Genomic DNA, 13,634 nt, shown 5'->3' on the forward strand with positions numbered 1-13,634 from the left:
CGTCTTTGGAATGGGAAAACCAATATGGAAGACCTGAACACGCATTACATCGATGGTGCCTGGGTCGCGCCTGCGTCCAGCATCGGCTTTCCGATCAAGAACCCTGCGGATAACTCTGTGATTGGCGGAGTTGCGCTGGGATCGGCTGCGGATGTCGACCGCGCCGTGACCGCCGCATTACGCGCCTTTGCGACTTTCTCAAAAACCTCCAAGGCCGAGAGGCTAACATTGCTGGAGCGCTTGCTGGAGGTCTACACCGCACGGCTTGAAGACATGTCCTGGGCCATCACGCGTGAAATGGGCGCACCCATCGATATGTCTCGCAACGCGCAAGCGGGCTGCGGGATCGAGCACATCAAGGATTTCATCCGCGTGCTCAAAGACCACGACGCGCGTGAAACCCTGCCCAGTGGCGATGTGCTGTACCGAGAGCCGATTGGCGTTTGCGGCCTGATCACCCCCTGGAACTGGCCGATCAGCCAGATTGCCCTCAAGGTCCTGCCTGCGCTTGCCGTGGGGGCCACCTGTGTTCTGAAACCTTCGGAACACACGCCCCTGTCCGCCGCGATCTTTGCCGAGATCGTTCACGAGGCCGGTTACCCAGCGGGCGTGTTCAACCTTGTATTTGGTGACGGGGCCGAGGTCGGGGCCGCCATGTCACGGCATCCGGACATCGCGATGATGTCTTTCACCGGTTCGACCCGCGCGGGTATCCTTGTGTCGAAAGACGCCGCAGATACGGTCAAACGTGTGGCACTGGAACTGGGCGGAAAATCCCCCAATCTGGTGTTTGCGGATAATGGTTCTGATCTGAAACCACGCGTCGAAGCATCGGTTTTCAACTGCTTCCACAATACTGGCCAATCCTGCAACGCCCCGACACGGATGCTCGTCGAACGTAGCTGCTATGAAGAGGTCGTCAACATCGCCGCTGCTGCGGCACAGACGCAGGCGGTGGGAAACCCAGCCCAGCCCGGCGATCATATCGGACCTCTTTTTGATCAGATCCAATATGACCGGGTGCAGCGGATGATCCAGATCGGCATTGATGAAGGCGCACGCCTGATTGCCGGTGGCCTCGGCAAACCGGACGGGTTTGAAAACGGTTGGTATGCGCAACCCACGATCTTTGCGGATGTGACAAACCAGATGACCATCGCGCGGGAAGAGATTTTCGGACCGGTTCTTGTCCTGATCCCGTTCGAAACCGAGGAAGAGGCCATTCAGATCGCCAACGACACTGTCTATGGCCTGGCGGCGTACGTTCAGACCGGAGATTCAGAGCGCGCCGAACGGGTCTGCGCCGCATTGCAGGCGGGCACTGTCACCATAAACGGGCAGAGCACCAATTTTGGCTCTCCATTCGGTGGATACAAACAATCCGGCAACGGACGTGAAGGCGGGACCTTTGGTCTTGAAGACTATCTGGAACTGAAGGTCCGGGGCGGGCTTGGCCTGCCTGTCTAACCCATACGCAACAGGCCAGCCCCCGGCACTTTCCGCCCAGGGGGCTGGCCCAAGGCGCCGAACACAGCTTGCGGGCAACTTCGGTCAAAGAAACTTAATTTGCTTGGGAGGAAGCAATATGTCCGACATGGACCTTAACCTGGCTCTAGAGCCCTGCCCCGCAAGTGACGCGCCGCAAAACCCGTGGTTTGCGTTTCGCGATGATGCCCCGATCGAGGGCGGCTTCGACCCCAAATTTGGCGAGATCACCTGGCGAACACTGATCTGCAAAGATCGAATGAACTCGGACGATATTGTTCTGGGCACCGCCCATCTTCCGGCCTTCGGTCGCTTGCCGCTTCATCGTCACGAACCGGCCGAATTCTACTATTTTGTTTCGGGCCACGGCGAGGTCACCATCGAAGGCAAAGCCACCGCCGTGCACCCGGGCATGGCGGTGTTCATTCCCGGTGGGGCCGAACACGGTGTGACCGCCAGCGATGAGAGCCTTGAGTTTGTCTACGGCTTCGCCCAGCATCGTTTTGGCGATGTGGTCTATAACTTCTCAGAACAACAGGAAGCAGAACAATGAAAATCGGATTTATCGGCCTTGGCAATGTCGGCGGCAAGTTGAGCGGCAGCCTGATCCGCAATGGGCATGATGTGATGGTCCACGACCTGAACGCCGAATTCGTGGCCGAAAAAGTTGCGCTAGGCGCGACAGCCGGGGAAAACCCGGCTCAGATGATGCGGGAGTGCGACGTGATCATCACCTGCCTGCCGTCACCCGCGGCCTGCGACGCCGTGTTGCAACAGATGCTTCCCGAGGTGCGCGAAGGTAAGATCTGGATGGAAATGTCCACCACCGATCAGGCCGAGGCTGTTCGTCTTGGCAATCTGGTTATTGCTGCCGGGGGCGCTGCGGTGGATTGCCCGGTTTCGGGGGGCTGCCATCGTGCGGATACAGGCAATATCTCGATCTTTGCGGGCTGTGATCGCGCCACGTTTGAAAGGGTCCTGCCCTTGCTGACAACCCTTGGTCGCCGGGTTCTTCACACGGGCGAGTTGGGCTCGGCCTCGATGCTGAAGGTGCTGACCAACTATCTGGCCACCGTTCATCTGGTGGCCAATGCCGAGGCGCTGGTTGTGGCCAAGGCCGCCGGGATGGACCTCAACACCGCCTATGAGGCCATCGCGATATCGTCTGGCAATTCCTTTAGTCATGTCACGGAAAGTCAGGTCATCCTGAACGGGTCGCGCGATATTTCGTTCACCATGGACCTTGTGAAAAAGGATATCGGGCTGTTTCAGGAGATTGCCGAGCGCAACAATGTGCCCTTGGAAATCTCACCGCTGATCTGCAATATCTTCGACGATGGCATCGCCCGTTATGGCGATCGGGAGCTTTCACCAAACATCATCCGCCGTCTGGAAGACGCAACCGGGCTGGACATCCGCGCCCCTGGCTTCCCCGCCGAGATGACAGATGACGAACCCGAGGAACCCGGCTACGAGGTCACGCCAACAGGGCTGAGCCGCTAGAAACCGTTGTGATCAGGAGGAGATCGGCTTTTGTAGATCTCCCCCCCCCGGACGGCCAATCCAAAGGCGTGTATCCGGGTATACCTAGCTGCGCCTGTGTAAAAAACGTTTCGTCGCTCTGGAGCGTCAAACGCGGTGTGTTATGGTATCAGTCAACCGCTGGGTTGGTCCACGCCGAAGGCTGGAACGGCCGCTCAAGGGCGCGTTCCACGAGGCCCAGATGATCCTGACCATAGAACGGGTCTCCGTCCACGATATAGGTGGGTGAGCCAAAGATGTTGCGCTCTCTGGCCCAGGTTGAGTTGTCCTGCAGTTTTTGTTGGATTTGCTCTGATCCCGCCTGATCCAACAGCGCCACAAGATCATGACCCAGCTCTGCCGCCACGACCGCAAGCGTTTCGGTATCGGAAAGGTCTGCATCGTCGCGCCAATGGGCCTCGAGCAACCTATGCGCCATAGCATCGGGCCCTTGCCCCGTCTCGCCCAGCGCGATGATCATCCCAGATGCCAGGCTGTAATCCGCATCATGATATGTAGGTCGAAACCGGACGACGGGAACGTCACGATACTCGGCCCAGCGTTCGATTTCTCGCCCAAAGAAATAGTCCACATGGGCCTGCGTCCGCGCATGGAAAGGCTGACTGCCTTGTGCTTCAACCACCGGCGTCAACAAAACCGGTTTGTGGATCAGGGTAGCATCGTGCCGGGCGCAAATCCGCGCCAGCTCGGCCGAACCCAAATAGGCATAAGCGGAATGGGCAGAGTAGACATATTCGATAACTGACATGTCGCACTTATGCGGAAAGCCATTGGGAAAGTACAGCCGGATTGCTTTCGGTGAACCTACCAAAACGCAAGATCTGAAACACTGGGTCCAAGCCATTTCGGCTCCAGTTCAATGCAAACACCTTCGGTATTTCAGCAGCCTAACGTAATCTGCGACAGGAGTGCTTCATTCGGATTTTTCAAACTCTTGCTCCGACACTGCGGGTCTGTATTGCCTCGCTGGTAGCAAAAAGGGGATGGGACGGTGAGACGGCAAAGTTCAAGCGAATCCCACAACTGGGCCTCTGATCAGAGTGCGCCTACAGTTCTCGAATACCATGGACTGTCAGGGTGCAAACAAGGTCAGCATAATCTGCACGCGCCTTGGTTCCGGCCCCCGTATTCCACATGTAGTACCAGTTGAGCATACCAAAGACTGACATTGTCGCGCCGCGCAATTTGTCTTTGTCATGGCCCAAGGTGTCCGGGGACAGTTCTTTCAAAATCTCACGAATGAAGCTCACCATGTCCAGCTGGTAGGCGCGCAGTATCTTCTGCTGGTCTTGACTCAAAGAGCCCATGCCGCTGATTTGAACCCGGTGCTCATCATCTGCCCCTTGATAGGCGTACAGGATTTCGCGCACCGCTTTGCGGAGTTTTTCCTCGGGGCTCAGCCCGCTCAGATCGACATTGCAAATGCGATCACGCAACTCACGAAGATAGGTCTCAAGGATGTCATAGAGAATGGCATCCTTGCTGTCATAGTAATGGTATATATTCGCCTTTGATATCCCGCATTCTTTTGCCAACAATGTCATGGAGGCGCGGTCAAAGCCCTGATCCGCAAAAATCTTTGCCGCGCGCTTCAGGATCTGTTCCCGTTTCTGGTCATGGTCTTTGGCGATTGTTCGGGCCATGGCCTATTCCTTGTCGCGGTTGTCGATGATGCGCTTTGCCTTACCCTGAGAGCGTTCGACCTCGCCGGGATCACCTACAACAATTTCCGTTGAGACACCAACCATGTCCTTGATGCGCTTTGTCAGCATACGGGCCGCTGCCGTTTTGGACATTTCATCCGTCGACCCCTCGGTTGCCTCGACAAACACCCGCATCGCATCCATGCGACCGGATTTGTACAGCTCGATCTGATAGTGAGGGGCCAGACCGCCCGTCGCCATGACCTGTTCTTCGATCTGGCTGGGGAATACGTTGACACCCCGCAGGATCATCATGTCATCACTGCGACCCGTTATCTTGGCCATCCGCCGCATTGAACGCGCCGTTCCGGGCAAAAGGCAGGTCAGATCGCGCGTGCGATAGCGGATCATCGGCAACCCTTCTTTGGTTAATGTGGTAAAGACCAGCTCACCCGTTTCGCCATCCGGCAGAACCTCTCCAGTCGTCGGGTCGATAATCTCGGGCAGGAAATGATCTTCCCAGATCACAGGGCCATCCTTTGTTTCAACGCATTCGCTGGCAACACCAGGCCCCATGATCTCGGACAGGCCATAAATATCGACCGCATGCATATCAAAGGCGGCTTCGACCTCAGCGCGCATGGCATCGGTCCAAGGTTCTGCGCCGAAGATACCAACCTTGAGAGAGCTTTGCCGGGGATCAAGCCCCGCCTTGTGAAACTGCTCAAGGATATTGAGCATATATGACGGCGTCACCATGATTGCGTCGGGTTGGAAATCGGTGATCAGACCAACCTGCTTTTCGGTTTGTCCGCCGCTCATCGGCACAACGGTCGCACCCAGCCGTTCGATCCCGTAATGGGCGCCCAGACCACCGGTAAACAGGCCATAGCCATAGGCGTTGTGGATCATATCGCCTTTTCGCAAACCAGCCGCCCGCAGCGACCGCGCAACCAGATCGGCCCAATTGTCTATATCGCCTTTGGTATAGCCCACAACCGTTGGTTTACCGGTCGTGCCGGATGACGCATGTAGCCTGATCACGTCTGAACAAGGAACCGCAAAAAGGCCAAATGGGTAGTTGTCGCGCAGGTCGTTCTTGTAGGTGAACGGGAACTTCGACAGGTCCGAGAGGTGCTGCAAATCATTGGGATGCACGCCAGCCCCGTCAAAGCGCTGCTTGTACATCGCAACGTTGTCATAGGCATGTCGAACGGACCATTTCAGGCGGTCAAGTTGTGTTGCACGGATTTCATCAATCGAGGCAATTTCTATCGGATCCAAATCCGCTTTGCTCGGTGAGAGGTCATCCATAGTGTTGCTCCTCCGACGTCGTTCTATTCGTCAAAATTCTGTCCGCCAATAGCACGGGACATGCCCCGGAACTCGGCAATTATGATGTCATCCTGGTTGGTGACGCGCACGTCATACACACCGCTACGACCCGCAACCGTGGTTTCGGTGGCCGTTGCGGTCAACCGATCACCCAATTGCCCGGGCGCCAGATAGCTCATCATCGTGTGCTGTCCGACAGTCGCCACATTGCGGCTGTTGCACGCAAAGGCAAACGCGCTGTCTGCCAAAGCGTGTGTCACACCACCATGGCAAATCCCATGCCCGTTGCAGTGATGCGGCGCGACCGTCAAAGCCAGAACGGCGTGGCCTTCGTCAACGTCGACAAGCTCCATCCCGAACCATTTGCTGGCCTCGTCATTGGCCCACATGGCGGCGGCGGATTTGGTTGCGCGTTCTTTCGGGGTCATTGTCATTTGCCCAGAAACCGCGGAGCACGCTTTTCGAGGAAGCTGGATACGCCTTCTGCATAATCCGCGCTTTCCCCACAGATTTTCATGGCGTCCGCTTCGATTTCAAGATGATCCGAAAGCGTGGTTGTCGCAGCAGCCTGAATACACTGTTTGGTTTTGCCCAGCCCAACGGTTGGGCCATTGGCCAATTGGCTGGTCAAAGACCGCGCTTCGGTCAGCAACTCCTCATCAGGAAGTGTCTTCCAGATCAGACCCCATTCCTCCGCTTGGCGTGCGGATAAGGGTTGAGCGGTTAGTGCCAGGCCTTTGGCTCTCGCTTCTCCAACCAAGTGTGGCAAATGCCAACTACCGCCCGTATCAGGGATCAAGCCGACCTTGGCAAAGCTTTGAATGAACTTGGCACTTTCACCGGCCAGGACCATATCGCAGGCCAGTGCCAGATTGGCCCCGGCCCCGGCGGCGACGCCATTTATTGCGCAGACAACGGGAAAATTCAGCGACCGGATCAAACGCACCAACGGGGCGTAATAGGTCCGGACGGTCACGCTCAGATCAGGGGGGCCATCCATTTTTGACGGATCGCGGTCGCCAAGGTCCTGACCGGCACAAAACCCACGGCCCGCGCCCGTCAGCAGGATCGCACGTGCGCCGCTGTCCCGGGCAGATTTCAGGGCATTTTGCAACGCCTCATGCATCTCATCATTGAACGCGTTCAGCTTGTCGGGTCGATTTAAGGTGATTTCCACCCAATACCCATGATCTTCTACAAGAATCGTATCGCTCATGACTGTCCCGCCTGATGCCTGTTGAATTAAAGCATTGCATTAACCGAACGGTTGGTCAATATATGAATCAGTTTCGAATCCGGACCATCTGAAGGGCGCAGACATGCCGCATACGTCACCTGTGAGCGTTGAACTAAGGGGCGATGTTGCGTGGGTCACCATTGACAATCCGCCGGTGAATGCGACCTCGGTCGGCGTTCGTCAGGGACTGGTCGATGCCATTACTGCGGTCAAAGGCGCACGGGTTGCAGTGTTACGATGCGCTGGCAGGACCTTTGTCGCGGGTGGCGACATGTCTGAATTCGACAGACCGCCAGCCGAGCCGCATTTGCCGGATGTCATTCAGATGATTGAAGACAGTGAGGTTCCATTCATCGCCTGCATGCATGGCAATGTTCTGGGCGGTGGGTTTGAGATTGCGATGGCCTGCGCATGGCGCATTGCGGCACCCGGCACCGGCTTCGGACTGCCCGAGGTCAATGTCGGGCTGATCCCCGGCGCGGGCGGCACGCAACGTCTGCCGCGCCTTGTGGGGATGGACCTCGCGATTGACCTGGCCTGTTCAGGCAAAATCCTGAAGGCCGAGGTTATGCAACGGCACGGTGCCGTCGATCTGGTGGCTGACCCTGTGGAAGATGCGGTTGAACGCTTTGACTCTGATTTGCCGAAACGCCCAGTGCCCGTCAGCCAGCGCCCTGTTGCGGATTTTGCGCCTGACCTGATTGAGGTCTCGCGCAGTAAACTGGAAAAGCGCGCCAAGGGGCAGCGTTCACCAATGGAAAACCTGACCGCGCTAGGCTGGGCGACAGAACCGTTTTCGGTGGGGCAAGCGAAAGAACGAGCCCTTCATATGGCGCTGCGGCAAAGCGCGGAAAGCCGCGCCTTGCGGCATGCGTTCTTTGCCGAACGCTCAGTCTCAAAACCGGCCATGATCAAGGGTGTCGAGGCGCGTGAAATTCAACGCATTGCCGTTGTCGGTGGCGGTTTGATGGGGGCTGGCATCGCAACCGCCGCGCTGAGCAGTGGATTGTCCGTTACGTTGATTGAGCGGGACACCGAGGCAGTAACCGCCGCTCATGACCGGGTTGACGGTCTGTTGAACGGTGCTGTCAAACGCGGAAAGATGACCGAGGCTGAATTCCAGAATGCCCTGTCCCGGTTTCGCGCCGTTGACAGCTATGCTGAGGCTGCGGATGCGCAACTGGCCATTGAGGCGGTGTTCGAGGATATATCGGTCAAGCAACAGGTCTTTGCCGAACTGGCTCAGCATATGAGCGCTGATACAATTCTGGCCACCAACACCTCGTATCTTGACCCGGATGAAATCTTCGCAGGCATCGAAAGCCCGGCGCGTTGCATCGGATTGCATTTCTTCAGCCCGGCCCATGTGATGAAACTGCTTGAGATTGTGCATACACCCCAGACGGCGCTCGAAGTGGTGGCCACAGGGTTCGCGCTGGGTAAGAAACTGCGCAAGATCTCGGTCCTGTCTGGCATCTGCGATGGATTCATCGGCAACCGTATGCTGGCCGCCTATCGCCGCGCAGCGGATTATCTGCTGGCGGATGGCGCCCTGCCTTATCAGGTGGATCAGGCGATGCGCGACTTTGGAATGCCCATGGGCCCTTACGAACTGCAAGATCTGACCGGGCTGCAGATCGCATGGGCCAATCGAAAACGCAATGCAGCAACACGCGATCCGAACGAACGCTATGTGACCATTGCCGATCAACTCTGTGAGATGGGCCGACTTGGCCAGCGCTCGGGAAAAGGTTGGTATCGATACGAAGCCGGAGATCGCAAACCGATCCGCGACCCCGAAGTTGAGGCGCTGATCGAAACCTATTCAGCCGTCGAAGGTATCACCCGGCGAAGCTTTACCACTCAAGATATTTCTTCGCGTCTTCTGGCCGTATTGGCCAATGAGGGCGACCTGATCATTGAAGAAGGGATCGCCGAAAACGCAGAGGCCGTCGATATGGTTCAAATCCATGGCTATGGCTTCCCGCGCTGGCGCGGCGGGCCTATGAACTATCGCAAAGAAATCGGAAGCCGCGCATCCGCGGCAACCATGCGGGTTGTGGCGGAAGAAAGCCCCGCGTCTTGGGTCATCGCGACCCAAACAAAACGCCAATAACATGTTGATGGTTACAAAAGTAACCATTAGCGCATTCTGAATGCATGTTTCAAAGGGAGGCACTGAACATGAAACTCACCAAGTTAAGCACCTTGCTGGCGTCGGCAGCTTTGGCCGTTTCAGGCACCGTGGCGCTGGCGGCGGATTACACGCTGACGATTTCCAGTTGGGCACCACCGACCCACGGCATCAACGCCAAGATGTGGCCCAAATTCGTTGAGATGGTCGAAGAGGCCACGGATGGCCAGGTCACCGCGGAACTGAAGCTGGGCATTGCGCCTCCACCCGCCCAGATGGACCTGATCATGGACGGGGCGGCGGATGCCTCGATCATCTTCCACGGCTATCAGCCCGGTCGCTTTGTCACCACCAAAATGATCGAACTGCCCGGCTATGAGGGCTCGGCCGAGGCCGCATCGGTGGCCTATTGGCGCGCCTATGACAAGCACCTGAAAGCTGCGGACGAACATCGCGGCGTGAAAGTGATTGCCCTGCACACCCACGGCCCGGCGCAGCTGCATTCCAGCAACCCGGTTACGTCGCTGGACGAGGTTTCGGGCCTTAAGGTTCGTATCCCGGGTGGTGTTGGCGGCGATGTCGGTGCAGCACTTGGCGCAACCGGCATCCAGGTGCCGGCCCCGAAAGTGTACGAGACACTGGCATCGAAAGCAGCAGATGGCGTTGTGATGCCCTTTGAATCTCGTAAAGGTTTCAAGCTGACCGAAGTGGCGCAGAACGTCTATGAAGTTCCCGGCGGTCTGTACCGTGGATCCTTCGCCTTCATCATGAATGAAGACACGTTTGCCGATCTGCCCGCCGATCTTCAAAAAGCGCTCGACGACAATGTGTTCGGAGAGCCCCTGAGCCGTGAAATCGGTAAAATCTGGGATGAGATCGACGCGATAGGTCGCGAGGCAACCGAGGGCACCGAGGGCAATGCAATCAACACCGCGTCTGCCGAAGACCTGGAAAAATTCAACGCGATTGCCGTGGATGTCCGTGCCAAGGTCATTGATGAAGTCAATGGTGCAGGCGTCGACGCACAGGCCGCCTATGACCTGATCGTCAACGAAATGGCATCGCAGTAACCAAGCCTGGCTGGCGGAATCAAACCGCTGGCCACCCCCAGCTTGCGGGAACTCTACATGCAATCCTTTGTGACCCTTGCGCGTCGCGTTAGCGTCGCCCCGACGATACTTGCCTGTTTGGCGTTGTTCGTTCTGATGGTGATGACGTTCTTTGACGTCGTGTTGCGATCAGTCTTCAATGCCCCGATTGAGGCGGCAACCGAACTGACACGTATTCTGATGGCCATCCTTGTTTTCTCGGTCCTGCCGATGGTGTCAGCGGGAAAGGGCCAGATCGCCGTTGATCTGACCGACGGGCTGTTTTCACGTTACCGCCTTAGCCGCGCACGGGATGCAATTGTCTATCTGGTCTCGGGCATCATTTTGATCTGGCCCATCCAACTGGTTTGGATTCTGGCTGAGCGGGCGCGAGACTATGGGGATGTGACCGAGTATCTATCGATTCCAGTTTTTTACATCGGTTGGTTCATCGCCGCATCCACCGCGGTCACGGCCGTTGCGATGATCACAACCGGGTTTCTGCACATCTTCGCCCCCCACGTTTTGTCGGAGAACCAGCAATGACCGCTGCGCTGATCGGTTTTGCCCTTGTTCTTGTTCTCGTGCTGCTGCGCTTGCCAATTGTGTTCGCAATGGGCTTGGTCGGGACACTGGGCTTTGCGTACGAGCGTGGTGGAAGCATCCTGTCGGAACGGGGTTTGAAAGCGGCCATGTCCATGGTCGGTCGCCAGATCACCGACACCGCACAGGATTATGGCCTCTCGGTTATTCCACTGTTTATCCTGATGGGGCTGTTCGTAAACAAAGGCGGGCTGGCGCGTGAACTCTACGCTGTGTCGAATGCTTTTCTGGGGCATTTCAAAGGCGGCATCGCCATGGCCACGGTTGCGGCCTGTGGCGGCTTTTCAGCCATCTGCGGGTCGTCCTTGGCCACGGCGGCCACGATGTCCAAAGTCGCGATGCCGGAAATGCGCCGCTACCGGTACTCGGATGAGCTGTCGACTGCCTCAATCGCAGCAGGCGGCACATTGGGCATTCTGATCCCGCCCTCCGTGATCCTGGTGATCTATGGTCTGTTGACCGAAACATCCATCGGCAAGCTGTTCGTCGCCGGGATCATCCCTGGTGTTCTTGGCATCCTTTTGTACTTGTTTGCGGTCCGTTGGACCGTCTGGCGCAAACCGGAATCCGGACCAGCTGGTGAGAAGCATGGTTGGGGTGAGCGATTGAAAGCCCTGCGTTCGGTCTGGGCTGTGCTGCTGTTGTTCTTTCTTGTCATCGGCGGGCTCTATGGTGCCTTTGACTTTCATCCGCTGAACCTGACATTCAGCCCGACGGAAGCCGCTGGTATGGGGGCCATGGGCGCCTTTCTGATTGCCCTGTCTCGTGGCGGGCTGAGCCTGAGTTCCACGTTTGAAGTTCTGAAAGAAACCACGTTTACCGCTGCGGCCTTGTTTTCGGTCCTGATCGGGGCGCAGATATTTTCGAACTTCATCAACCTCGCTGGTTTGCCCGAAGCGCTGATCGCGTTGGTCACCGCCTATGATGTAGAACCCTTTGTGGTGATCCTGATGATCCTGGGCATCTACATCATCTTGGGCTGCGTGTTTGAATCGCTGTCGATGCTCCTGCTGACCGTGCCGATCTTTTTCCCGCTTGTGACATCGCTGGGCTATGATCCGATCTGGTTCGGCATTGTGGTTGTTGTGGTGACAGAGATCAGCCTGATTACACCGCCAGTTGGCCTGAACGTGTTCATCTTGAAAGGCGTGGTCGGGGATGTCTCGACCGGAACGATCTTCAAAGGTGTTACGCCGTTCTGGATTGCCGATATCTTCCGTCTAGCCCTGATCGTGCTGGTGCCGTGGCTAGTGCTGGTTCTGCCCGAGCATATGGGGGCGATGAGTCACTGATGTTTTCTCTGACCGCGCTTCCTGACGGGTTTCACCGAGACCCCTATCCAGCCTATGCAGCGCTGCGCGAGGAGATGCCGGTTTGCCCGCAGCCTGACGGTTCAATGATCCTGTCGAGGTACGAGGATCTGGATCTGGTCTATCGGGACACGACGCGGTTCATCTCGGACAAAAAAGCGGTGTTTGGCCCCAAATACGGGGTCGACAGTCCCTTATACGAACACCACACCACCAGTCTGGTGTTCAATGATCCGCCCCTGCATACCCGTGTCCGCAAGGTGATGGTTGGGGCAATGAATCCGCGCGCTTTGGCGCAGATGGAACCGGGTTTGATCCACCTGGTCGATGCTCTGCTGGATCAGATGCAGGCAAAAGGCCGTGTGGAGTTGATCGAGGATTTTGCCGGGGCAATCCCAATTGAAATCATCGGCAACTTGCTAGGCATTCCCCGATCCGAACGCGGACCCTTGCGGGATTGGTCTCTGGCCATTCTTGGTGCCTTGGAACCGCAATTGACGCCTGAGCAAGAAGACTGGGGCAATCGCGCTGTCACTGAGTTCAAAGAATTCCTGCGCCATATTGTTGATGATCGAAGACGCAACCCTGGAAACCCGAACACGGATGTTCTGACCCGGTTGATACAGGACGACGCGGATGGCGGCCTGACCGAGGTTGAGCTGTATCAGAACTGCATTTTCATCCTGAATGCAGGGCACGAAACCACAACAAATCTGATCGGCAACGCGCTGGAGCTGCTGGACAGGCATCGAGATAAACGAGCCGAATTGCTGGCCTCCCCCGAGTTGATCACCACAGCGATGGATGAGTTTCTGCGCTTGGAAAGCCCGAACCAGTTTGGCAACCGCCTGACCACCGAAGAGGTCACGTTTCATGGTCATACCATCCCGGCGGGTACCGATATTCATTTATGTATCGGGGCAGCCAACCGGGACCCAAGGCAGTTTGACCAGCCTGATGACATGCAGCTGAACCGCAGGCCCAACAAACACCATGCGTTTGCCGGTGGCCCTCATACTTGCGTCGGGCTGACCCTGGCCCGAATGGAGGGTAAAATTGCCGTCAGTCGGTTTCTGGGCCGTTTTCCAAACTATCAGATCACAGGCGGCGCAATACGCGGAGGGCGCATCCGTTTTCGCGGCTTCGCCCAGCTACCAGCGGAGGTTTGACTTGACCAAAGCAACAAATAGGCAGTCGTTAATTATTGACCGACCATACGGTTAATAATATGCTCATCTTTACCGCGCGCAAGTCGGC

The 13,634-nt window shown here is 56.9% G+C and carries 13 protein-coding genes; 8 read left to right on the top strand and 5 right to left on the bottom strand.

Translation table 11 applies throughout. The features are described 5' to 3' along the window. Window positions 1-24 precede the first annotated feature (24 nt). From AC2FFE_RS06350 to AC2FFE_RS06360, 3 genes are all read left to right on the top strand, one after another. Window positions 25-1,467: an aldehyde dehydrogenase family protein gene (locus AC2FFE_RS06350; RefSeq protein ID WP_496817802.1), complete on the top strand. Its 1,443-nt coding sequence runs from the start codon at window positions 25-27 to the stop codon at window positions 1,465-1,467. 118 nt (window positions 1,468-1,585) lie between these two features. Then, window positions 1,586-2,038 carry a cupin domain-containing protein gene (locus AC2FFE_RS06355; RefSeq protein WP_496846180.1) on the top strand — a complete coding sequence of 151 codons (453 nt, stop codon included), beginning with the start codon at window positions 1,586-1,588 and terminating at the stop codon, window positions 2,036-2,038. Continuing rightward, complete coding sequence (locus AC2FFE_RS06360; protein WP_496817800.1) at window positions 2,035-2,988, top strand: NAD(P)-dependent oxidoreductase; 954 nt, start codon at window positions 2,035-2,037, stop codon at window positions 2,986-2,988. The genes AC2FFE_RS06355 and AC2FFE_RS06360 overlap by 4 nt, the downstream gene beginning before the upstream one ends. A 148-nt stretch (window positions 2,989-3,136) precedes the next feature. Here the strand turns inward: AC2FFE_RS06360 and AC2FFE_RS06365 are convergent, their stop codons facing one another. The 5 genes from AC2FFE_RS06365 to paaG form a co-directional block, all read right to left on the bottom strand. Then, on the bottom strand, window positions 3,137-3,775 hold the full coding sequence (locus AC2FFE_RS06365) for a 2-hydroxychromene-2-carboxylate isomerase (protein WP_496817799.1): 639 nt from the start codon (window positions 3,773-3,775) through the stop codon (window positions 3,137-3,139). Between the two features lie 298 nt (window positions 3,776-4,073). After that, the gene (locus AC2FFE_RS06370; RefSeq protein ID WP_496846181.1) at window positions 4,074-4,670 is read right to left on the bottom strand and encodes a TetR/AcrR family transcriptional regulator; all 597 of its coding nucleotides are present in this window, start codon (window positions 4,668-4,670) and stop codon (window positions 4,074-4,076) included. Between the two features lie 3 nt (window positions 4,671-4,673). Then, window positions 4,674-5,984, bottom strand: coding sequence for a phenylacetate--CoA ligase PaaK (gene paaK, locus AC2FFE_RS06375; RefSeq protein WP_496846182.1), 1,311 nt, complete (start codon window positions 5,982-5,984; stop codon window positions 4,674-4,676). A gap of 23 nt (window positions 5,985-6,007) precedes the next feature. After that, window positions 6,008-6,433 carry a hydroxyphenylacetyl-CoA thioesterase PaaI gene (paaI, locus tag AC2FFE_RS06380; RefSeq protein ID WP_496846183.1) on the bottom strand — a complete coding sequence of 142 codons (426 nt, stop codon included), beginning with the start codon at window positions 6,431-6,433 and terminating at the stop codon, window positions 6,008-6,010. Between the two features lie 2 nt (window positions 6,434-6,435). Continuing rightward, window positions 6,436-7,221 (bottom strand): 2-(1,2-epoxy-1,2-dihydrophenyl)acetyl-CoA isomerase PaaG, encoded by a 786-nt coding sequence (gene paaG, locus AC2FFE_RS06385; protein WP_496846184.1) that lies wholly within the window; start codon window positions 7,219-7,221, stop codon window positions 6,436-6,438. Between the two features lie 103 nt (window positions 7,222-7,324). On the opposite strand from paaG, the gene AC2FFE_RS06390 reads away from it, so the two are divergent. The 5 genes from AC2FFE_RS06390 (at window position 7,325) to AC2FFE_RS06410 (ending at window position 13,546) form a co-directional block, all read left to right on the top strand. Further along, window positions 7,325-9,358 (top strand): FAD-dependent oxidoreductase, encoded by a 2,034-nt coding sequence (locus AC2FFE_RS06390; protein WP_496846185.1) that lies wholly within the window; start codon window positions 7,325-7,327, stop codon window positions 9,356-9,358. 68 nt (window positions 9,359-9,426) lie between these two features. After that, window positions 9,427-10,446 (top strand): TRAP transporter substrate-binding protein, encoded by a 1,020-nt coding sequence (locus tag AC2FFE_RS06395; RefSeq protein WP_496846186.1) that lies wholly within the window; start codon window positions 9,427-9,429, stop codon window positions 10,444-10,446. Between the two features lie 57 nt (window positions 10,447-10,503). Then, a complete protein-coding gene (locus AC2FFE_RS06400; RefSeq protein ID WP_496817793.1) occupies window positions 10,504-11,010 on the top strand; it encodes a TRAP transporter small permease in 507 nt (168 codons plus the stop codon). Then, a complete protein-coding gene (locus AC2FFE_RS06405) occupies window positions 11,007-12,359 on the top strand; it encodes a TRAP transporter large permease (RefSeq protein WP_496846187.1) in 1,353 nt (450 codons plus the stop codon). Before AC2FFE_RS06400 ends, AC2FFE_RS06405 begins: the two co-directional genes overlap by 4 nt. Then, window positions 12,359-13,546, top strand: coding sequence for a cytochrome P450 (locus AC2FFE_RS06410; protein WP_496846188.1), 1,188 nt, complete (start codon window positions 12,359-12,361; stop codon window positions 13,544-13,546). The genes AC2FFE_RS06405 and AC2FFE_RS06410 overlap by 1 nt, the downstream gene beginning before the upstream one ends. Window positions 13,547-13,634: the final 88 nt, after the last annotated feature.

The sequence above is a fragment of the Ruegeria sp. YTSA168 genome (assembly GCF_059610045.1).

Bases quoted from the DNA above. Each gene is read 5' to 3' on its own strand.
- AC2FFE_RS06350 (WP_496817802.1), top strand. From the start codon at position 25: ATGGAAGACCTGAACACGCATTACATCGATGGTGCCTGGGTCGCGCCT.
- AC2FFE_RS06355 (WP_496846180.1), top strand. From the start codon at position 1,586: ATGTCCGACATGGACCTTAACCTGGCTCTAGAGCCCTGCCCCGCAAGT.
- AC2FFE_RS06360 (WP_496817800.1), top strand. From the start codon at position 2,035: ATGAAAATCGGATTTATCGGCCTTGGCAATGTCGGCGGCAAGTTGAGC.
- AC2FFE_RS06365 (WP_496817799.1), bottom strand. From the start codon at position 3,775: ATGTCAGTTATCGAATATGTCTACTCTGCCCATTCCGCTTATGCCTAT.
- AC2FFE_RS06370 (WP_496846181.1), bottom strand. From the start codon at position 4,670: ATGGCCCGAACAATCGCCAAAGACCATGACCAGAAACGGGAACAGATC.
- paaK (WP_496846182.1), bottom strand. From the start codon at position 5,984: ATGGATGACCTCTCACCGAGCAAAGCGGATTTGGATCCGATAGAAATT.
- paaI (WP_496846183.1), bottom strand. From the start codon at position 6,433: ATGACCCCGAAAGAACGCGCAACCAAATCCGCCGCCGCCATGTGGGCC.
- paaG (WP_496846184.1), bottom strand. From the start codon at position 7,221: ATGAGCGATACGATTCTTGTAGAAGATCATGGGTATTGGGTGGAAATC.
- AC2FFE_RS06390 (WP_496846185.1), top strand. From the start codon at position 7,325: ATGCCGCATACGTCACCTGTGAGCGTTGAACTAAGGGGCGATGTTGCG.
- AC2FFE_RS06395 (WP_496846186.1), top strand. From the start codon at position 9,427: ATGAAACTCACCAAGTTAAGCACCTTGCTGGCGTCGGCAGCTTTGGCC.
- AC2FFE_RS06400 (WP_496817793.1), top strand. From the start codon at position 10,504: ATGCAATCCTTTGTGACCCTTGCGCGTCGCGTTAGCGTCGCCCCGACG.
- AC2FFE_RS06405 (WP_496846187.1), top strand. From the start codon at position 11,007: ATGACCGCTGCGCTGATCGGTTTTGCCCTTGTTCTTGTTCTCGTGCTG.
- AC2FFE_RS06410 (WP_496846188.1), top strand. From the start codon at position 12,359: ATGTTTTCTCTGACCGCGCTTCCTGACGGGTTTCACCGAGACCCCTAT.